14 protein-coding genes are annotated in these 20,682 nt (G+C 58.3%); 6 read left to right on the top strand and 8 right to left on the bottom strand.

Annotated features, from left to right (window positions below; genetic code table 11):
• Window positions 1-75: 75 nt before the first annotated feature.
• Entirely contained in the window at window positions 76-888 is an 813-nt protein-coding gene (locus tag AWB66_RS08955) for a class I SAM-dependent methyltransferase (RefSeq protein WP_125469690.1), read from the bottom strand.
• 513 nt (window positions 889-1,401) lie between these two features.
• On the opposite strand from AWB66_RS08955, the gene AWB66_RS08960 reads away from it, so the two are divergent.
• Complete coding sequence (locus AWB66_RS08960) at window positions 1,402-2,823, top strand: tyrosinase family protein (protein WP_087629925.1); 1,422 nt, start codon at window positions 1,402-1,404, stop codon at window positions 2,821-2,823.
• 150 nt (window positions 2,824-2,973) lie between these two features.
• Here the strand turns inward: AWB66_RS08960 and AWB66_RS08965 are convergent, their stop codons facing one another.
• From AWB66_RS08965 to AWB66_RS08990, 6 genes are all read right to left on the bottom strand, one after another.
• Window positions 2,974-3,972, bottom strand: coding sequence for a hypothetical protein (locus tag AWB66_RS08965; protein ID WP_125469691.1), 999 nt, complete (start codon window positions 3,970-3,972; stop codon window positions 2,974-2,976).
• 742 nt (window positions 3,973-4,714) lie between these two features.
• The gene (locus tag AWB66_RS08970) at window positions 4,715-5,923 is read right to left on the bottom strand and encodes a glycosyltransferase (protein WP_235021050.1); all 1,209 of its coding nucleotides are present in this window, start codon (window positions 5,921-5,923) and stop codon (window positions 4,715-4,717) included.
• 94 nt (window positions 5,924-6,017) lie between these two features.
• Window positions 6,018-7,172, bottom strand: a complete 1,155-nt coding sequence (locus tag AWB66_RS08975; protein ID WP_087629928.1) for a glycosyltransferase family 4 protein — start codon at window positions 7,170-7,172, stop codon at window positions 6,018-6,020.
• Between the two features lie 92 nt (window positions 7,173-7,264).
• Complete coding sequence (locus AWB66_RS08980; protein ID WP_087630017.1) at window positions 7,265-8,371, bottom strand: glycosyltransferase family 4 protein; 1,107 nt, start codon at window positions 8,369-8,371, stop codon at window positions 7,265-7,267.
• A gap of 75 nt (window positions 8,372-8,446) precedes the next feature.
• On the bottom strand, window positions 8,447-9,958 hold the full coding sequence (murJ, locus tag AWB66_RS08985) for a murein biosynthesis integral membrane protein MurJ (protein ID WP_235021051.1): 1,512 nt from the start codon (window positions 9,956-9,958) through the stop codon (window positions 8,447-8,449).
• On the bottom strand, window positions 9,959-12,202 hold the full coding sequence (locus tag AWB66_RS08990; RefSeq protein ID WP_087629929.1) for a polysaccharide biosynthesis tyrosine autokinase: 2,244 nt from the start codon (window positions 12,200-12,202) through the stop codon (window positions 9,959-9,961).
• A 662-nt stretch (window positions 12,203-12,864) separates the two neighbouring features.
• On the opposite strand from AWB66_RS08990, the gene AWB66_RS08995 reads away from it, so the two are divergent.
• The 3 genes from AWB66_RS08995 (at window position 12,865) to AWB66_RS09005 (ending at window position 16,356) form a co-directional block, all read left to right on the top strand.
• Window positions 12,865-13,998: an MraY family glycosyltransferase gene (locus AWB66_RS08995; protein WP_087629930.1), complete on the top strand. Its 1,134-nt coding sequence runs from the start codon at window positions 12,865-12,867 to the stop codon at window positions 13,996-13,998.
• Window positions 13,999-14,084: 86 nt separating this feature from the next.
• Window positions 14,085-15,326 carry a hypothetical protein gene (locus AWB66_RS09000; RefSeq protein ID WP_087629931.1) on the top strand — a complete coding sequence of 414 codons (1,242 nt, stop codon included), beginning with the start codon at window positions 14,085-14,087 and terminating at the stop codon, window positions 15,324-15,326.
• A gap of 40 nt (window positions 15,327-15,366) precedes the next feature.
• Window positions 15,367-16,356 carry a glycosyltransferase family 2 protein gene (locus AWB66_RS09005; protein ID WP_087629932.1) on the top strand — a complete coding sequence of 330 codons (990 nt, stop codon included), beginning with the start codon at window positions 15,367-15,369 and terminating at the stop codon, window positions 16,354-16,356.
• Window positions 16,357-16,811: 455 nt separating this feature from the next.
• Here AWB66_RS09005 and AWB66_RS09015 read toward each other — a convergent pair whose 3' ends face one another.
• On the bottom strand, window positions 16,812-17,828 hold the full coding sequence (locus AWB66_RS09015; RefSeq protein WP_125469692.1) for a hypothetical protein: 1,017 nt from the start codon (window positions 17,826-17,828) through the stop codon (window positions 16,812-16,814).
• A 647-nt stretch (window positions 17,829-18,475) separates the two neighbouring features.
• Here AWB66_RS09015 and AWB66_RS09020 point away from each other — a divergent pair.
• Window positions 18,476-19,420 carry a GNAT family N-acetyltransferase gene (locus AWB66_RS09020; RefSeq protein ID WP_087630019.1) on the top strand — a complete coding sequence of 315 codons (945 nt, stop codon included), beginning with the start codon at window positions 18,476-18,478 and terminating at the stop codon, window positions 19,418-19,420.
• 85 nt (window positions 19,421-19,505) lie between these two features.
• On the top strand, window positions 19,506-20,672 hold the full coding sequence (locus AWB66_RS09025; protein ID WP_087629935.1) for a GNAT family N-acetyltransferase: 1,167 nt from the start codon (window positions 19,506-19,508) through the stop codon (window positions 20,670-20,672).
• Window positions 20,673-20,682 lie beyond the last annotated feature (10 nt).

Genomic DNA, 20,682 nt, shown 5'->3' on the forward strand with positions numbered 1-20,682 from the left:
ACAGTCTTTAGCGTTTTATATGTCGTGCGCGGCAAGTCGTATTGCGCGGCGCACGTTGGGTTTCGCGGCGCGCATTTACCGCTGCGGCACACTGTTCCAGATGATCACGTCCTGTTGCGCTTCGGTGCCGTAGCCGATCTCGTCCGAGGCGTAGGGCATGGATAGGGCGAATTGCCTCGTCAGCCTCTTCGATTGATCGAACACATGCGCGCAGACAGGATAGATATAGACCACCGTCATCTCTTCGATGGTGCCGTCCGCGAGCCCCTTCTCGAGATTGTGCAGGAGCGTCGTCATGAGCGCGGCGCCGAACGGATTGAACAGGAAGATGACGAGCCTGCCCTTCGAGAACTTGAGTTCGAGCGCATTCTCCACGAAAGCGCGCATCGGTGTTCTTTGGGGAAACCGGCGCGCCACGATCGCTGCGTTGCTGTTCGCGATCTCGACCAGCGGCGCGGCGAGATCGTAGCCGAGGACCGCTTCAAAGGGAAATTCGGTGGCAACGATCATCGGCCGTCCCTTGCCGCAGCCGATATCGATGAACGTCCGCCCTCGGACGTCGCCGACCTGCTCCAGTGCCCGACGCACGATGCTCGGTTGCGATCCCATATAAGGCAGGTTTCCCGCTCCCACGCCCGTGCCGCTGAGCGACTCCGGCGGATAGATTCCGCCTGTATCGGTGCCGAGTCTCCGGTCGATGGGATGCGTGCGATAGCATCCGCTGTACACCACACGCAATACAGGAACGCGTTCCCCAAGGCGGCGAATCACCGGTACGAACAACAGCGTTTGCGCCCAGTCGGGCAATGCTGCGACAGCGGCGATCAACGGCCACTTTATCTTGCGCTTGACCCGCGTCTTGAAGCTCGAGATCGTCGTCGTATTCATGGAATGCCCCATTGAACTTACGGCTGGTATGCGACTGGGTTGAGCGTTTCATACACAAACGGGCATCGCCTCAGATACTGCAGACGTTTGCACATCGACGCGTCGGCGAAGTCTCAATTCGAACGACACCCACTGATAGACAAGCATCGAGTGGAACGGCCGCTTATGTTCGTACGTTACCCGAACCATCTGCTCTTTGCAGGATGGTCGAAAGCGTAAGCAAGACGGGTCTTTATAGCGTTCAAACTAATGGTTGAATGTGTCCATGCGCACATAGCGCTCAAGTGAATGTGGATACGCTGTCACCACCCTGGGTTGATGTGACCTCGAGTCACTTCTAAAGCAGATTTCCCGGCCACCCGCAAACGTTTGCCTTTCGGCCGATCCCTTCCTTGATCTCCCAGGCTTACGATTCAAATTGGCGTAAGACGAATCAAAAGAAATGCCAACGCGTCCTGCGCCAGCGATGAATTGCTGATTAACCTGAAAAGGACATCTCCTCCTGGGGGCTCTATGACACTAACGAAGAACGGCCGGCGGGACTTCCTAAAGGAATCGGCCGCCGCAGTGGCAATGCTGACTCTTCCGATCACTTCAGAGGCAGCAACCTTAAAGCGGCTCGAATGGCAAGATTTCAAAACGTCAGGGCACCTTTCGTCCTTCCTGACTGCCGTGAGCGTCATGAAAAGGAATAGCAACGCGAACTCACCGTCGTCGTGGCAGTTTTGGGTCAACGCCCATGTCAACTATTGCCCGCATGGCATCGCCTATTTTCTCGCCTGGCATCGCGGCTATATCTACCACTTCGAGCAATGGTTGCGGACCGTGTCCGCTGACACTGGATTGACGCTGCCTTATTGGGATTATTACGCCAATCCGAACATTCCAAGCGAATTCACCGATCCTGCAAGCAAAAATCCGCTCTATGTGTCTCGCACGGGCACGAATGTCTATAACGCGCTGTCGCTGACCCCTTTCGCAGCGAGCGTCAAAAACTTTCAGCGCGGCACGGCGAATTCGTTCGAGGCTTCGCTTGAAGATGCGCCGCACAATCCGGTGCATGACTTGATCGGCGGCTACATGGCCGACATGATTTCGCCCATGGATCCAATTTTTTTCCTGCATCATTCGAACATCGACCGCCTCTGGCGCGCGTGGTCGCTCACCGGCGGCACCATGCCTGCGCGGAACAACCGTTACTGGAATGGAAGTTTCACTTACGGTCCAAACGTCAGCATCGCCAAGACGCAAACATACGACACGACGGGCCTCGGCTATGACTATGCGAATCTCACTCGCCCGACCGCCTTGCCTCGGCAGGCCAATGCTGGCCACATCGTGCGTGTTCAGGCTCAGGTTGCTCCGCTCATGAGCCGGCCGCCGCTGACTGCGCTGACGACTTCGCCGGCCAAATCGATCACAGCCAACCGGCGCTCGCTCGGGGGCGTCAAGAACCTCAACGTTGCCGACAACTCGGTGAGCATCGCGTTGCCTGTGCAGGCGGCCGACACCACGAAGCTGAGGGGACTGGTGGCGGCGGCACCCGCAGCAGCAGCGACGACGGAAGCGGCCCCTTCGTCCGCGACGGTGATCAATGTCGTGATGGATGGCTTGTCCGTCACCGGATTGGGCAAGAAAGGCGGCTACTTTTATAACGTGTACCTCAACTTGCCGGCCGGACCGCTTCCGGACACCGATCTGTCGAAGTACTTTCTAGGCACGCTTGGCCCGTTCGAGATTGCAGGTGCAACGCATCACGGCGGTGGCGAAATCAAGTTCCGCGCCAACGAAGTGCTCGCGAATCTCGGTGTGCCGGCCACGGCTCAGATGGTCGTCACGCTGGTTCGCGTGAGCGGCAACAACGCTCCAAAGGGCAAGGTCATCGGCGTGGCCGAAGTTCGGCTCGAAACAGAAGTGCCGACTGACGGCCAGTGAACCGCGGCGAGCGCAAAGCACGCGCACATAAAAAACGGCGCATCACGCTTGATTAGCGTAGATGCGCCGACAACCTTGCGTTTGCCCTCAAGTCGCGCGGCGCAGAAGGATCAGGAACGATCGCTTCTCACCGCGCTGAAAGGCGCCCGGTTACCGATACGTCTGGCAGCCCGACGAGCAGGTGTTGTTCTGATACTGTGCTGCACCGGCCGTCGCCCGTTGCCAGATCGCGCTGGGCAGACCCGCACGCTGGAACGCCGCGGAATCGCTGACACCCGAGACCGTGTTGTTACGGACAATGTTCGTCGAATAGTTCGCGTTGCCAGCAACGCCGCCCGTCAACATGACCGAATTGTTCATGTCCGGCGCGCCATAACCGTGGACGGCCGTCAGGGTGTTGTATTCGATGACGTTTCCGCCGGTATTCTGCGAGGCGTTGTCATTCTCCACGCCCATTGCGCAATCGATCAGCTTGTTGTGACCCATGTAGCCATTTCGGTGCGCAACGAACGCCGGACCGTAGTAGCCACAGCTCTGGAACGTGTTGTATTCGACACGGTCGCCGCTACCGCCGTCCACCGTACCGTAGGTCTGGAAGGCTGTTTGTCCAAAGAACTGCTTGAACGTGTTTCCGGCGAGCAGGAAGTTGCTGACGCGGTCGCCCGTCTGGACGGCAATGTTCCAGTGACGGTCGTCGTTGTTGTAATACTTCGGCGCTACCGAATTAGCACCGACAAATGTGCAGTTCACAATGCTGTCGCCGCTGAGCGATGCGCCCGACGGTGAAAACACACGGAAGACATTTCCCGCATACGGGTTCGTCTGTTTGATAACAGCGCCAGCCGCACATTCGATGTGTCGATAGCTGGTCGTGATATTGACGGTCTTATTGATCAAGCACGTCTTTGAGGCGGGGACTTTTACGTCTCCGGCATTAACTGCGGACTGGAAGGCTTTGGAGTCGTCCGTCACGCCGTCGCATTTTGCGCCGTATTGCTGCGGATTGATCGGATTAACGAGGGTTGGTGCCGTGAACGGCTGAGTGGAGGTCGCAGCGGCTTTGGTCGCTTTGACCGTGGAGTCGACTGCGTCGCTTGCGCCGCTGTCGCCGCCACACGCGGAGAGCGTGACACTGAAAGCGAGCGCCAATCCTACCGACAAAAGACCAGTGCTTTGTGAGGAACGGGAGGGAAGGATTGAGCTATAGAGGGATTTAAGTAGATGAATGCGCATTAGAAAAAAGAAGAATCATTACGGCCACAAAAACAAAGCTGTCCTCATTACTTGTATGAAGAAATCGCGCTAAAACGTTTGCGACAGACACTTTGCAACGAAACGCGAGGATAACCGCTCTCAATTGTAGTAACGTATGATCTTTGTAACACTTCGAAACGCTTTGTATGAGTACTTGACCTGAGAAAAACTTTCCGGTCACACGGCAAGGCATCAGTATGAATTACCAACGTACCGTTGATAGTTTGTGGCCCGTTTGCGTGTAGATGCCGCAGTTCACGAGTAAATTGCGCGCTGAAAACGTCAGAAGAATACCGGCCCGGTTGAAGGTCGACCGGTCAGATTGAGCGATTTCGTCTGATGAATTCGCAGTGCGGGAGTCTGGCGGGACGGCTGGGCAGGGCCGCACGGGAGGTCGATGTAACGCCCAATTACCGCTTGAAATAATTGCGATGCGAATAAACGCTGCGCAGATTGTGCCCAATCTGCGTCACAGTCGTTCGAATTTCGACTTCCTTTTTATTTCTGTAATGCGCAATTCGCCTATTAGAAAACCACGTCACACTCATAATGCCATGCCCGTCGAGTCGATTTATTCGTCCATTCTTCAAGAAAGATCATGGACATTAAAATAATGGCGACTCGACTTCAATTCTCGCTAATACTCCCCGGTTGAATGGCCTTGCATCGCCGGCTTGCCTTTAAACAAGCTGCGCACACGCTCATACGCGGTTTCATAGGTTCGCCAGCTCGTGTCGATCGAGAAATGTGTCTGCATACGCTGACGGGCCTTCATGCCGAGTTCGAGGCGAGCTTCATCGCTCAGGCCGAGCAATGCGATCAGTCCCGACGCCAGCGCATCGGCGTCCTCCTTGGGCACGAGATGGCCCGTCGCGCCGATCAGCGTCGCGGTATCTCCCACATCGGTCGCCACGCATGGAACGCCGGAAGCCATCGCCTCGCCGACAACCGTCGGCAGTCCCTCGCTGCGGGAAGAAAGGCAAAAGACATCGAAGAACGGAATCAGTCGATGAACATCGTCCCGCGCGCCAAGAAGATGACACACGTCCGCCACCTTCGCCTTGCGAATCAGCGATGTGAGCTCGACGTTTGTCGCATCGAGCCCTTTTCCTATCATCACATAGTGGCAATGCGGGAATGCGCGAGATGTCTTGCCGATCGCCGTGATGAAATTCTCGTAGTCCTTGGCCGGATCGACGCGCCCGACTATGCCGACGATAGGCGTATCGGCAGCCACGCCAAGGAGCGCTCGCAAGGGATCGTGCTGACGCGCCTGCGGCTTGAAGAGTTCTAGATCGAAGCCGTTCAGGATGACCTGCATGCGCGGTGCACAGTAGCCTCCTGCGCTGTGAGTGCGTTTGGCCGCCTCTGCGCAGCACACGATCACATCCGGAACGTATCGTGAAAGCACGGCGCAGGTCCTTGCAATCAGCGCCAGCTTCTTGTTTGCGCTAAAGGGCGGAAATTCGGTCTGATGCACGCCCCATGCGAGCGTCAGGCGTTCGGCGTCAACGCCGCGCCACCTGACGACCCATCGTGCCATGCAGGCGGCGATCCCGCCGAACAGATCGGCGTGATACATCCAGGTTTGCACGACGTCCGGACGATAAGCCAGGATCCATTGCACGAGTTTGAATAGCAGGAAGGGATTAGGCGCACTGCGGGACATGCCCAGAATCTTGACCTCGACGCCCAGCGCTCTGATTCGATCCCCCAGCATGTCCACCGACGATAACGAGATCACCGTGTGCTGAACGCCCTCACGCTGGGATGTCTTGATGAGGCGGTACAGCATCATTTCCGCCCCGCCCACGCTGAGCCCCGAAGTGATGTGGACTATTCTCATGAACGGTTGGCCTGGGTAAAAGACAGTTTATCGGAGTCGGTTAAAGGACAGAAACGCAACACACAGCGAGGCGCGTCACGCGTCGACCGAGTGTTCAGTTCGCTTGAGCGCCGAGTTCCCGATATACCGCCAGCGTTTTCCCAAGCACGATGTTTTCGTCGAATTCGCTTAAGACCTTTTTTCTCGCTGCCAGGCCCAGCTTTATGCCTAACGCGCGGTCGTCGTCCAGTAGCCGAATCGCATCGGCGAGCGCGCTGCTGTCGCGAGCAGGGATCAAAATGCCGTCATCACCATTGCGACTGACGACCTCCCGGCAACCAGGAGCATCCGTCGTGATGAGCGGGAGCGCGCAGGCCGCACCCTCGATCAAGGTAGTGGGCAGGCCTTCCCGGTAGTAGCTCGGCAAGACGACGACGTCCATCGTCGACAACAAGCCGGGCATGTCGCTTACGTGACCGAGCCAGTCGACGAGTCCCTCGCGAACCCAGCCTTCAATTAACGCCTTGTCGACAGCGGCGGGGTTGCCTTCGTCAGGCGCACCTGCGAGGAAGAACTTCACCGACCGGCTCTCTCCCTTTAAGCGACGCGCGGCTTCAACATATTCGGCAATGCCCTTCTCCCAGATCAGCCGGGCGGCAAGCAGGATGCGCAGCGGCGCGCGCTGCCCGGCGTCGGCCGGAGGACGCGGGATATAGCGCAAGCAATTGACGCCCGCGCCCTTGATGAGACGTATGGATCGCTCGTCTGCTAAGCCTGCCTGCTTGAAGAGCGCTATGTCATCCGAGTTCTGCAGGATGATGGCCGTTCTGCGACCGTTGAATGCCGAACGCATGACGAGTCTGACCAGTGGACGAAGCAGGCGCGCACGCAGGTCCTGACTGGTGAATACGTATCCCATGCCATCCACCGCATTGATCCGGATCGGTACGCCCGCCAGCTTTCCAGCAAGCGAGCCGTACACGGCACCCTTGATGGTAAAACCGTGAACGAGCGCCGGCTTCTCCCTCTGAAAGAAACGCGCCAGCCAAAGGACGAGACTGGCTTCCCGCCACGGATTCACGCTGCGGCGGTTCATCGGCATGACATGCCATCTGAAACCCAGTTCTTGCAGCTTGGCGCCGTACTTGCCTTCGGGCGAAACCAGGATGACCTCGTAACCGTTGTCTCGCAATTTGTTTGCAAGCGGAAGACGAAAGTTGTAGAGATACCAATCTGTATTCGCAAGGAGAATGACTTTTTGCTTGATCATTTGCGCTCTTCCTGATGGCACTGCCGGCCCTGGCTGCAGCATGGGTTCAAACCGGCCTGTGCTCGGCCGCGTCCGAAACTCGATAACACGTCTCAACGTACGCGGATGTCCGTGAAAATCCTGTCCCAGATACTCAACACGGACGGGACCGAATAGCGCTCGCGGATCGATGTCGCGCCCTTCTCGCCGAGTTCGGCGCGCAAGCATTCGTCCGACAGCAACCGGCGTAGTGCGGCTGCCATGGCATGCGCATCGTCGGGAGGGACCAGCAACCCGTCCTCACCGCCGCGCATCAGCTCTCTTGGTCCGCTGCGACAGTCGAACGCGACGGCGGGCAGCCCAAGCGCCATTCCTTCCATTAAGGCCATCGGCATGCCTTCGAAGCGAGACGAGAGCACAAAGACATTGGCCGCCGCCATTTCCCGCCAAGGCGTGCTGGTCCGGCCCGGCAGGAAGACGCGATCCGTCAAGGACAGTTCGTGGATCAGCTTCGTGAGTTCGCTGCGTTCCGGACCTTCGCCCCAGATCCACAGGTCCCAGTCCGCAAAGTCGCTGGCGAGCGATGCGAAGGTCTTGATCAGCAAATCGTATTGTTTCTGCGTATGCAACCGTCCCACCGAAATGAGGCGTTTGCGCGCTCCGGGCGACGCTGCGGGACGGTTCTCCTGATAGATTTCATTCGCGATCGGATTCGGTATCACCGCGAGGCGTTGCTCGCCAGGAAGCCACTTGCGAAACGGTGCTGCAATGTTCTCTGAAAGGAACGTCAACACCTTTGCTTGCGGATAGACGATCCGGCACAACACCTTCCAGAGCATCGAGCGTCCGTCCGCGGAGGGATCGTTGTGCTCGCATGCGATGACAGGAATGCCAAGTCCGCAAGATGAAACGATCGTGACGATGTTCACGTTGGTCAGCAGCGAGACGATCACGTCGGCTCTCAAATCGCGAAGCAGCGCTCTTAGCGTGACGAGGCGCTTTAGCAGTGTGAGCGGCCCACGTCCTTTGCGGCCGACGAGGTCGGCCAGATAGACCATCCGGACCTTGTCGGACACCGGATAAAAACAGTTGCCGCGTCCGCTGAACGTCGCAACCAAAGTCACGGAGTCGCCCCGCTCCGCCCATGAGCTGGCGAGCGTCGACGCGACGCGCTCTGCACCGCCGGTTTCCATTGAATTCACTACGAGGACGATGTTCATCGGATAGTTGTTCTCGTGACAGATGATTGAACCCGCCATTCCGCGGCGCTTCGGGCCACCAATGTGCGCGAAGCGTCAGTCGGGAGTCGACCCTTCATGAGCGTCGGGCCGCATGCGCAAGAGCACCATGCACACGACGAACGTACTGGCATACATGATCGCGGTGGATAACTGAGCGCCGGGTATGCCTAACCTCGACACGAGAAGACAGTTGCCAACGGCTTTCACGATGAAACCCGCTACCGCGATCTTCGCCATGATGCTGAAGCGCCCCTCGCTCGCAAACATCTGCGAGCACACGAGCACGGCAAAGTAAAACGGCAGTTGCAGCAGGCCCCAACGAAATACGCGCGCGACTGCAATGGTGTCGTCTGGTGTGAAGGCACCGCGCTGGAACAGCAAGGCGATCACTTTCGGCGCGGCGACCCACGACACGGCGACGCAGACGATGCCCGCCCCAAGCGCCACGAATGACCACGTCAATGCGGTTCTACGGGCGCGCTCATGATCGCCTTGATGCAAGATGTCCGAGAGAATGGGCAGCGTTGCCCGCGCTGCGGCCATCGCTCCCATACCGAGCAACAAGGCAAGCACGCGATTCGCATAGCCAAGCGTACCGTTCGCGCCCTCGCCCAGGTGCGCCATGAAGTACTGGTCGAGCGGCGCGCAGAAGCACAGCGCGATCTGCCCGATCATCAAGGTTCTCACTGCGCCGAACGTGCGAATCCATTCGGGCGATCGAAAGGAAAGCTTAAGCCCGCCATGAACGCCGTCCGCGTTTCGAGCAAGCGCACCCAGCCAGAGCGCCTGCACGGCAAGTCCGATGACTGTTCCTATGATCAGCGGGAGGACCGATCCGCCGTTGCCCGCTAGCAGCACGCAGCACAGGATCGCTGCGGCAGGTACGCCTTCGAGCAGCGTATTGATGTGCCTCTCACGCGCCTGAAGCCGCGCCGCGTACACGCTCGCCGCCAGCATGAGGACGCCCGTCGGTGCCATGCCCAGCATCAGCTGGCGACACATCTCTCGCGTCGACGCCGCGAACGCCCCGCCCATGGTGTCCATTAACAGAGGCCAGAAGAGATAAAGCGCAATCGCAAAGATCACGCCGGTCACGAGCGCCGCCGCCTGCAGTTCGCCGACAAACTGCACCTGCTGCTCCTTGCTCTTCTTGCGCAAATTGACGAAGGCCGGCACCAGCACGACACTCAGCACCGCCAGCACCGTGCCCGGCAACCATGTCACGAGCGTGACGGTGAACTGATAGGCATCGACGACATTGCTGATGCCGTACTGATATGCAATTGCGATTTCCTTTAAAGCACCGGCACATTTTCCGACTAACACGAATGCGGAAATGCGCGCGGCTCCTTTGGCTATTCGCAGATGATCCGGATGAGCTCGAAGCAGCCGGTTTCGCCACTGAGCAATTTGGAACATCAACGCTGTTACCATGAACTCCCGCTCCCCGACAAAGCTCGACGTTGCTGCGACACTCTCGCATGGGTAACGACGCGAGCGCGCGCGCATCCGGAATAGGCCAAGGGCAGCGCGTGCTACCACCTGGCTCTTTTGATTCTTGTTCAATCACTGCACGCTGGCGTCGTACTTGTAAGCTGTGTAGGCATGGCTGCCGTAGCGGCTTGCATGCCCATAGTTGGCCCTGCGGAGAGAAAATCCGTTCAGCAACACGCCGCTCACTCGTGCGCCGGTCTGCGCGAAGCGCTTGGTGGACTCTTCTATCTCGCCGATTCTCGTCTGGCCAAAGCGCGCGACCAGGAAGATGGATCCGGCGATCGGCGCCATGATGCCCGCATCCGATACGGCCAGCGCCGGTGCCGAATCGATCAAAACGATGTCGTATTGATTGGATGCTGCGATCATCAGCGTGCTGAAGTTTTTCCCCATGAGCAGCTCCGACGGATTCGACGGATAGAACCCGGCTTGCAGAAAGTCGAGGTTCGGCTGAATCTGTTTTTGAATGAGCTTGTCGAATGAATCGGGATGGACGAGTGCCTCGGCAAGGCCCGGCGCTAGCGCGCAGCCCAAGCTCGTGTGCAGATGGCCCTTGCGCAGGTCCCCGTCCACGAGCAGGACACGCTTGCCGCCCGCCGCAAGAATCGTTGCCAGATTCGCCGTGACAAACGACTTGCCGATCTCGGGAAGCGGGCCCGCCAACATGACAATGTTGTTACGCGCACCAAGGATGGCGAACTGCAACGCAGAGCGGAACGAACGCAAGCTTTCGACGGTCGGGTCGCCCGGAAAACGTAACGCGAGCAGCCCCTGGCGCTCAGGTTCGGTCTCAGCCTGCTTTTCCAGTTCGCGCTGCTTAGGACTGAGCGGCAGAGTCGCGTAAACCATGAGTCCTGTCTGCGCCTCGATATCTTCGGGCTCGGTCACCCCCGCGAACAGATGATCGAGCATCAGCGTGACCCCCACTCCGATGAGCACGCCAAGCAGCGCGGAAACCAGCAAGATCAGCGACTTGATCGGGCGGATCGGGTGCTTTGGAGTGTCCGACGCGTCGATGAGTTGCGCCGCTCCCACCTTGCCGGCGCGGATCAGCCGCAGTTCCTCGATGTTCTTGCGCAGTTCCGAATAAAGGTCGCTGCTCACGCGGACCTCGCGCATCAGACGAAGAGCGCCCTGCTCGTCCACAGGCAAGGACTTCACGCGCTCGTTGAGGTCGTCGAGATAATTCTGCATGGACGCAATCTGTTCGTCCACGGCGACGATACTCGGGTGCATCGCCCGAAACTTGCTTGAAAGTTCGGAACGGGTGCGTCGCAGCGTGAGAAGCTGGATCTCGGCTTCGGAAGCGTTCTTTAGCGCGATACGGCTCTCCTCGCCGATGTCGAGCAGCGTGTGCGTGTTGCGGTACGCGTTATAGCGAGCTTCCGCCTCTTCCATCTGCTGCTTCATCGCCGGCATCTGGCTTTGCAGGAAGTCGAGTGAATTGGCCGCGATGACCGCCTTTCTATCTGCGTTCTGGCGAACGTACTCGCGTCCGATCTCGTTGACGGTCGCGCTCACCCTGGCAGGATCGCGGCCTCTCAAGGTCAAGCTCAGGACGTTCGATTTCGTACCCTGCTCGGTGATCTGCAAGGCTTTCTGAAGGTCCGCGACGACATCCTGTCGCGACGAGCGCACCACGTCGAACGCGGCACCGGGCTTTCCTACGAGCCTGTCGACGCGCAATGTGATCACGCCTTGCTTAGTGTCGAAGCGCTCCGTCACGCCGACCTTGCCGGTAACCGGGGCGTCGAGCTGGTCGCCGTCGAGCGAATAGCGCCCGTCTTCCAGTGCGGTAATGGACAGGCCAGCGCCTTCCATGTCTTTGGGCACATCGAGAGAAGCGATGTCGATCGCTTCGTTTGCCCATGCGTAACCGTCCGCCTGAAGGAAATGCGGCCAGGGAAGGCTTTTGTAGTACCGCGCGACCCATGCGCCGATCAACGGGAAGTAGTGAGGCTTCGCGTTGATGTAGAGCTTGAGTGCGTCGACTGCGTGCGAAACGATCAGCTTCGAGCCGAGTATCTGCATCTCGCCTTCCGCGCTCGACTTGGCGTCGAAGGAAGCGGAGACGTTGCTCAATATGTCACGGCCTGAGGACGTGGGCGCCCCGGATGTGTCGTCCACCTTGATGAGGATGTTTGCCTGGTAGACAGGCTCGCTGAGAAATGCGTAGAGCCCGCCCAGTATCATCACCGAGCCGGCTATCGCTGCGATCAACATCCACCGTCTTAATAGTCTGCCTATTAGTAATCCCAGCCCTCCTTGATTCGAATTCTCCGTTGTTAGATACGAGGTTTTATTTGCTCGTTTCATTGGCGTCTCGTTGTAGATCGTTCTGCAATATAGGCAGTGCGTGATCGAGGAATGAGCAGCTTTTCTGCCGCGCCTTATTTTCAATAAACTGACCAATGTAAACACTTACGCGAAGACGTGCCGTATGAAGCCGGAACCGTCTTCCATTTGTCATGCCGTTCGGACTCCCACGGAAGGCGCTCCGTAATACCCGGCTCGCCGCGATAGCAACACCTTATACGAGCCGTGATACCAAAATTTGTAATTGAAGGTGGCAGTGTGTGCTCTCGCACACTTCCGATCTATTGATGCATGAAGCCACTGCGCAACCTCCATTGAGCGCTCTATAGTGATCGTCGTAAACGCGGTTAGACGACCGACAGCTTTGCGACTAGGATGTCATCGTCCTTAAAGATCTTTTTCTTAGACTGCGATTTACACGAAATATCGAAGAAAAAAAGGGATTGTGACAACGGCAATCCCGGAGACATCCTGTACGTCTTGTAGTACCTGTCGAGGGATGCATAACGAACGACACTATGTCGAAATGGTGCCTTCCGTCATTCCTGCGGCTCTGTCTTTGCGTTGATGCATGAAAGCTCTTGAGGCACCCTGCATGGACTGACGTCCATAGCCGTATCGCACTGCATCTTTTAAAGCTCCTTACGTGACTGACAGAGAACATGCTAAATCTTGCGCTAGGATTTGCCAGTTGCTTCCTCGTGACTTTCGTGATCGTCAGGTACGCCGATGTATTCGGCTCCTTAGCGCTTGATCACGATCTCAAAGGGGTTCAGAAGAACCATTCCGCTCCCGTGCCGCGCGTAGGAGGCATCGCTATCGTTTGCGCGGCCGGCATTACGTTCGCGGTGGGTGCGCTGTTCGGAGTCAATCCTCGTGGCGAACCGGCGCTGCTGCTCTTGAGCGCTGCACCTGTTCTGTGCGGCGGCGTCATCGAGGACCTGACGAAGAGCGTCAGCCCTGCAGTGCGCTTGCTATGCGGTTTCGCTTCGGCCTTGGCAGGCGTGTACTTCCTTCATGCCGTCGTCGGTCGTATCGATCTGCCGCTAATAGATCAATTCTTGGTGATTACCCCGATTGCAGTCGCGCTTACGCTTCTTACGGTTGCTGGCTTAACCAATGCAATGAATCTTATCGACGGCTTTAATGGCCTCGCCTCGGGAGTTGCCATTCTCGTCTTTGGATCGCTCGGCTATGTTGCACACCAGGTCGACGATTGGCTGGTGCTGTCGGTTTCCTTAACGATGATTGGCGCCATCCTCGGCTTCCTCATCTGGAACTATCCGGCAGCGTCGATCTTTCTTGGCGACGGCGGGGCCTATTTCGTTGGCTTCATGATGGCGGAGCTCGCCGTGCTGCTCATCGCGCGTCATCCGAACGTATCTGCTTGGTATGCAGCAGTGGTCACGATCTATCCGACCTTCGAAACGGTCTTCTCCATCTACCGCAGGCGCATAGTGCGAGGGCGTCCTGCGGGCGATCCGGATGGCATTCACTTGCACACTTTGGTGTTCAAGCGTCTCGTTCGCCACGGAGGCATGCTGCAGACCACACGACAGCACTCGCGCAGAAATGCGCGCACTTCGCCGTATCTCTGGATCCTTAGCTTGATCGGCATCGTGCCGGCGTCGCTCTTTTGGCATAGCCAGGTCGTCCTCTCGTTGACGGCGCTTATGTTTGTCGCGACTTACGTATGGCTCTATGCGTCCATTGTGCGATTCAAGGCACCGCGTTGGCTCGTCGCAAGCGTGAGCCATGAGGTCACCTCCAGGACAGCCGAACAAACCCGGCATTGAGCGCCAGTGCCGGCCTGTGCCCGACGCATCTCTCCATGGGAAATGCAAGCCCGCAGTTCGACCGAGATTCCATGGGAGCAGAATGCATGAAGAGCAGATTCGGTGCCGACACCTTTTACATTTTTATAGCGTTGCTGATTGCGTCGCTCACCAGTCATCGCGCCTACGTGGAGATGGCGGGCATCCTGCTGCTATGGCTGTGCTGTATGGCGACGAAGGATTCTCGTGAGATTTTCTTTAGCCCCGCGTACCTGATCTGTACGATCTCGGCAGCCTCGGTGATCAGCGCATGCTATCTGTGGTTTCTGATGACAGCGCATTGGGGCGTGGCGCCCGATCTCGAGAAATCCGCCGGCAACAACTATATGTTTCTCTTGCTTGTCGCTCTCTTCATGGTGTCGCTAAGAGCGCTCATTGCAGCGCGCATCCACCAGGTCGTGACGGCGCTCGGCATGCTGCTTGTCTTAAACAGCTCGATTCTCTTCCTGCAGACCGCCGTGCTGATCGTGACGAAAAAGTACATCGACTTCGTGCAACCGGTCACGGGCGAAGCGTCGCGCTATTTCAACTACGAGTCCGTGAATCCGATCTTTGAATTCAGGCCTACAGGTCTGTATGTGGAACCGTCGACGTTCAGCGCGGCGGTGGGCGTAATGGCCGTCGGATACATTCTGTTGAGCCGCGCTCAGGGTTCGCAGCCTGCCAAGTTGCCTGTCCTGTTCGCGATCGTGGCGATGCTCATCACGCAATCTGCCGCTGCGGTCGTCCAGGCCGGCGTACTGCTGACAGCGACCGTCCTGATTCAGGACAGGAGCATGAAGTTCTGGTGGAGCGTCCTATTGGCCGTGGTGATCGTTGCCTCGCCCGGCCTGATTGCCGCATATCTCGACAGCTTCCTTCTCAAGGTCGGCGCCGACTCGGGCATTCGCCTCGCGCTCATGAAATTCGCCTATCAGACTCGGCACGGCTGGGACTTCGTATTCGGCTACGGGCCTTTTGGTCTTGAGTCGAGTCTGTACGGACTCGCTTCAGGGGCCGGCAGCCCGCAAGTGTCCTCGCTCAACGACGCCGGCCTGTTCAACTTCTTCATCGTGAAGTACGGCATTGCCGGCGTGCTCATTCCGATCTGGATCCTGTCGAGAATGCGCCGCGACGTTGCTGGCATGTTGTTCTTCGCGTTGATCATGTCGTCGAAGCTTTCGTACATGAACCCGGTGCTCTTCTTAGGCTTGCTGCCTCTCGTGTCTCGTTTCCCGACACCTGCCCCGCTTGCCGAGAATATCCCCACCGCGCGACGCCCCAAGACCGCGTCGCCGATGTGGACGTAGACGCGCACCAGATCCGAACGCCACTGTGAATCGACCTGTCATGAACAAGCCGCTGACCATCGTCACGCCTACGTACAACCGTGCGGAATACCTGCCTCGTCTTTATCGAAGCCTGGTGGCCCAGACGTGTCACGACTTTCAGTGGCTCGTGGTCGACGATGGCAGCACGGATTCGACGCCGGCATTGTGCGAGCGACTCTGTGCCGAAGGCTTGATCGACATGCGTTATATCAGGAAGGAGAATCACGGCAAGCACACAGCGCTCAATGCCGGCATAGCGGCGACAAACTCGGCGCTCGTGTTCATCGTAGACAGCGATGATTACTTGCTGCCCGATGCCGTGCGGCGGACGCTCGATACCTGGTCATTGTTCGGGAATGATCGCCTCTCCGGGATCTGCTTTCTTCGGGGCATCAGCGAAAACGTACCGCTGGGCCAGCCCTTTCCGCGAAACGAGGAGATCGCCTCGTACATCGACATGCGGTTCAACCGAGGCGTGTCCGGCGACAAAGCCGAGGTGTATCGCACCGATATCCTCAAGCGCTTCCCATTTCCCGAGTTCGAAGGCGAGCGGTTCCTGGCGGAAGATGCGGTATGGGCCCAAATCGGACTGCTGTACGAAATGGTTCATATCAACCAGATCGTCTACATATCGAACTATCTTCCGGGCGGACTGACGCGCGGCGACCACTCGATCAACGTGCGGTCGCCAAATGGCTCAGTGGAAAGCGTGAGGTGGTTTCTGTCGAAGCAGGTCCGACTCAAGGTCCGCGTCCCGATGGCCTGGCGCTATATCGCTTACGGCCTCTTTGCGAAGAGACGACTGAGCGGCTTGATCAAGGCGAGCGGCGCACCGATGCTGGTGCTGACGCAGATTCCCTTCGGCCTCGCTCTCTATTTGTTCTGGACGCGAAAATTCGCGGATCAACTGCACAGTCACCGTTTCGTTTCTGTCAATGACGAAGCGGCTTCGCACGTATTCAGCGGCGGTAAAACGCATCGTCCCAGAGCCACGGGAGATCGGCTGTGAGCGCAAGGGAGTAACAGGCACCACCTGTGCGCAAACCGGAGTGATGGATTGAACTTTTTACACGTGAATCAAGGGGTAAAACCGTTCTCCTTGGCCTTGGACTCGTTAGTCGACAGACGCGAGGCTTTGCTGGTAGTCGGTTCCGGCATGCGCGCGCCGTTTGAGTGTCGTTCATCGCCGCCGCTGGTCTGCCGGCGTCGGAAGACGTCGACCACGCCAACGACTGCGAGCGCGATAACGATTAGGAACGCGATAGTACCGATGATCTGTATGGGGGTCATAAACCGTGGTCACGAATAGCAAGTGTGTGAATGAATCCGACTATCGAGTGTCACTGTTTGGCCGCGCCGCACTTATTCAGATGACTTCGAATCGTTCGCCTTCCACAGTAGAAGGCCCAACAGTCGGGTCATTGCGGCGTAAGGGGCCGATTTCGGCCCTGCGAGAGCGCCCTGTCAGTCGATAACAACACATCCTGCAGTGCAATTATTATGCCAATATTGTGCAGCACCCTGCGGCGCCCTTTGATAAATATGGCTGGGCCTGCCAGCGCCGTGAACCCCACCGGGGTCACTCGTGCCTCGCACCGAATTGTAGCGCACGACGTTTGTCGAATAGTCGGCGCCGCCCGCCACGCCTCCGGTCAGCATGGCTGCGCTTCTCATATCCGGCGCCCCATACCCGTGTATGGCGCTGATTGTGTTGTATTCGATCAGGTTGCCTCCGCTCAGCTGCGTCGCATTGTCGTTCTCCACGCCGAGCGCGCAATCCACGAGTATGTTGTGGCCGATATATCCGTTGGTATGGGCGACGAAGACAGGGCCGTAGTAGCCGCAGCTCTTGAATACGTTGTAGGCGACGACGTCGCCGCTTCCGCCATCGACCCTTCCATAAGTCTGGAACATCGATTGGCCGAAGAAGCGGCTGAACGTATTGCCGATCAGCATGAACTTGCTTACGCGATCCTGCGTCTGGACGGGAATGTTGTAGTGCCTTGCGTCGTCGTCGAAATATTGCGGAGCGGCCGTATTGGTGCCGACGAAATTGCAGTTGACGATGCTGTTGCCCGTCAGAACGTCGCCCGTCCGGGAGAAGATGTTGAATATCCGGCCGCCGCCCTTCCCCGTTTGCGTCAGCGTCGTGCCGGGCGAGCACTCCAGATGCCGATTGCTCACCGTAATCTCGACCGTCGCGTTGATCACGCAAGTCCCGGCAGGCACCTTGACATCGCTCGTATCGACTGCGGCCTGAAATGCGGCCGAATCATCCGTTACGCCATCGCATTTCGCACCGAACGCGAGCGGGCTAACGGGATCGACGAGTGCAGGAATGACGATCTCGGGAACCGCCATAGAGGCTGCAGCGGCACGCCTCATGTAAGCCCCGTCGTCGCGTCGCGGATAAAAGGCGCTCAGCAGAAGTACTGCGGCCACACCCAGCAACCCGTATCTAAGAAAGGCGTCTTGATTCAAGGTCCCACCGGATCGTGTTTGCTAAAGACGCGGCGAACGTCTGACCTGAAGGTCGGTCAAGGCAGTATCTCGGTCGCGATTCCAGGCGCCGCAGCGGTGACGAAATGCGAATCAGCCCCGCGCGCCGTGAAAGCGGGCTTAGACAAAGCTTCACGCGATTGTCATGCAAAATCCGCTAATCGTGTCAAATCACTAAACATATTCAAAGTAAGGATTGGAAAGCAATGTACGGCGACGCACGTTTTAGTGATTGTCACGCGGTTATTCTCGAATCGTCGTGGTCGACCTCACATTCGACAGACAAGGCCGTTGCCGAAAAGGACGGGCGTGCGAATGAACTGTCCGATAACACATCCGGAGACCGGAGACATCTCCTTCTGTGTTTGTCAGCAACGATGCGGGTAGAAGCGAAGTATCTCAGGCATGCCGTACATGTCACGCAGCAGTTTTGCTAATTTCGCACATGAAGATCACCGCTCATCCCTCGCCTGGGGCGCAGCGGCCAGCGTCATGAACTGGTGTGCGGCACAACTCGTCAGCGAAGGCGACACGATATGGTCCAATCTGGTATTCCGCTAGGAACCTCTTTTTTTCCTTTGAATTTCGAAGTCAAGAAATCAGCACGTGAACTGTTTGCAGAACCGTCGATGCCCGCAACGTTTGCCGGGCTGACGGAGCGCTCGCTCTTTCATGAACCGTGGTGGCTAGACATCACCACCGGCGGAAACTGGGCGCTCGCCGTCGTGGAGAACGATGGCGAGGTCATCGCGGAGATGCCCTATTCGCTGCATAGAAAGGGGCTTTGGCGCATCTCGACGCAACCGCCGCTCACCCGCACGCTCGGACCCGTCATCAAGCCGGCGAAGAAACCTACCGATCAGGAATGGCGGCGCCGTATCGGCATCGCCGGCGAACTGATCGCCAAGCTGCCCTCCTGTGCCGTCGTTCAGCAGACGCTCGATACGCGCATCGCCGAAGCCGTCGCGTTCGCATTGCAGGGCTTCACCGTGTCCGCGAGCTTCACGCTCAAGATTCCGCCGGGCCGCAGCGAGGAGCATGTCTGGACGGACATGCGAGCCAATACGCGCAACGTAATCCGGCGCGCCGCCGAGCGTCTGACCGCGCGGGAAATGCACGACGCCGACCGGTTCGTCGACTTCTACGATGCGAATCTCGAGCGCCGCAAGCGTGGCAACGTCTACGGATCGCGCATGATGCGCGAACTGCTAGGCGAAGTCCTTAAGCGCAAGGCCGGCATGCTGTTAGGCGCGTTCGCAGCGGATGGCTCGCTCGCCGCCGAGATCGCTCTCGTGTGGGACAAGACGACGATGTACTACCTGCTTTCGTCGCGCGCGGAGGACTCGCACAGCGGCTCGATTGCCCTTTTGCTTTGGATCGCGATTCGCGCCGCGCGCGAGCGCGATCTCACGTTCGACTTCGACGGCATTCCGAACATGAATCTGCTGACGTTCCTGAGCGGCTTTGGCGGAACGCCGGCGCAAAGACTCATGGTCGAGCGCATCAGGGGCGATTACGCCGTGATGCGCACCATCCGCCGTAGTGCGCGCCGTTATGTGACGGGCGAAGCCTAGGCGACGGGTGCCGCATGAGGGGCGTGTTGCGCCCCCATCGCAGCCCGAATCGCGACAAGAAATCAGTCAGCCGTATGGAGACGATATGAGTCACGCGCAGTCCCGACTGGAAGTGATCACCGAGCCGGATGCATTCCTCGCATTGAAAGACGAATGGGACAGACTGTGGGTCGAAGCGAATGGTCACCATAACCAGGCGTTCCGGTTCTGCTGGCTCGCGTGGAATCACGTTGCAAACCCGCGCGGCCAGCGCCTGCGCTGCATCACGTACCGCGAGAACGGGCGGCTCACGCTCGTCTGGCCCCTGGTCAGTTACCGACGCGGCATCTGGAGAGTGCTGAACACGCTCACGCCCGGCACGGTCGAGCAGAGCAGCATGCTGGTCGCAGACGGTCCGGCTGCCGCTGAAGCGATCGCGCAGGCATGGCACGCGGCAACGCGCCTCTGCGGCGCCGACGTGTTCTTTCTGCCCTTCGTGAGAGCGGGCACCACCTTGCACGACCTGGCATCGGCACACAAGGGACTCATCGAAGAGAAGCAGAGCATTTCGTCTGCGGCGCTGTTGCGAAACGAAGTGGATTGGACAACGCTCTGCAAGTCGTTGAACCGCAAGCCGGGCATACGCGAGCGGCGCCTCGGCAGACAGGGAGAACTCGATATCCGGATGCTCGATCTGCCCGACGGTGAATATCAGCAGTCGGTGGACTGGATCCTCTCGTACAAGCGCGATTGGGCTGCACGTGTCGACAAGCGCGGCCCCTGGCTCTATTCGACCGCTTATCGCGACTTCCTCGTCGGACTGCTCGAATCGGCGGGCGGCGAGCCGCTTGCGCGCATCTTCGTGGTCGAACTGGACAAGAAAGTCATCGCCTCCGCGATGCTTGGCATCGGCAAAGGATGCCACTACTACATGATCGGCTCGTTCGTGCCGGAGATGAAACAGTTCAGCCCCGGCACGATCCTTAACGAGTTCGTCATCAGGTGGTGTCTGGAACGGCGCATGGACATCGACTTCGGCATCGGCACGGAAGAGTTCAAGGCGTACTGGAGCCGCGGAAACGTCAAGCGCACGTCCAGTTTCCAGATCGCCAACACATTGTGGGGCAAGGTCTATTTCCAGTCGAAGGATGCCGCACGCGCAGTGTCCGGAATCCGTTCGACAAAAGGCAGTGACACGGCCGGAGCGCAGCCCGCATTGCCGCGTGAAGCGGTCCAGGAAAGCGAGACGCCGCCGGTCGAGTCTCGCGGGTGATGGATGACGA

It is taken from the genome of Caballeronia telluris (assembly GCF_001544495.1).
Taxonomy (GTDB): Bacteria; Pseudomonadota; Gammaproteobacteria; order Burkholderiales; family Burkholderiaceae; genus Caballeronia; species Caballeronia telluris.

Excerpts from the sequence above, each read along its gene's own strand:
- AWB66_RS08975 (WP_087629928.1), bottom strand. The coding sequence starts at position 7,172 with ATGATCAAGCAAAAAGTCATTCTCCTTGCGAATACAGATTGGTATCTC.
- AWB66_RS08995 (WP_087629930.1), top strand. The coding sequence starts at position 12,865 with ATGCTAAATCTTGCGCTAGGATTTGCCAGTTGCTTCCTCGTGACTTTC.
- AWB66_RS08955 (WP_125469690.1), bottom strand. The coding sequence starts at position 888 with ATGAATACGACGACGATCTCGAGCTTCAAGACGCGGGTCAAGCGCAAG.
- AWB66_RS09000 (WP_087629931.1), top strand. The coding sequence starts at position 14,085 with ATGAAGAGCAGATTCGGTGCCGACACCTTTTACATTTTTATAGCGTTG.
- AWB66_RS08990 (WP_087629929.1), bottom strand. The coding sequence starts at position 12,202 with ATGAAACGAGCAAATAAAACCTCGTATCTAACAACGGAGAATTCGAAT.
- AWB66_RS08960 (WP_087629925.1), top strand. The coding sequence starts at position 1,402 with ATGACACTAACGAAGAACGGCCGGCGGGACTTCCTAAAGGAATCGGCC.
- AWB66_RS09005 (WP_087629932.1), top strand. The coding sequence starts at position 15,367 with ATGAACAAGCCGCTGACCATCGTCACGCCTACGTACAACCGTGCGGAA.
- AWB66_RS08980 (WP_087630017.1), bottom strand. The coding sequence starts at position 8,371 with ATGAACATCGTCCTCGTAGTGAATTCAATGGAAACCGGCGGTGCAGAG.
- AWB66_RS08970 (WP_235021050.1), bottom strand. The coding sequence starts at position 5,923 with ATGAGAATAGTCCACATCACTTCGGGGCTCAGCGTGGGCGGGGCGGAA.
- AWB66_RS09020 (WP_087630019.1), top strand. The coding sequence starts at position 18,476 with ATGCCCGCAACGTTTGCCGGGCTGACGGAGCGCTCGCTCTTTCATGAA.
- AWB66_RS09025 (WP_087629935.1), top strand. The coding sequence starts at position 19,506 with ATGAGTCACGCGCAGTCCCGACTGGAAGTGATCACCGAGCCGGATGCA.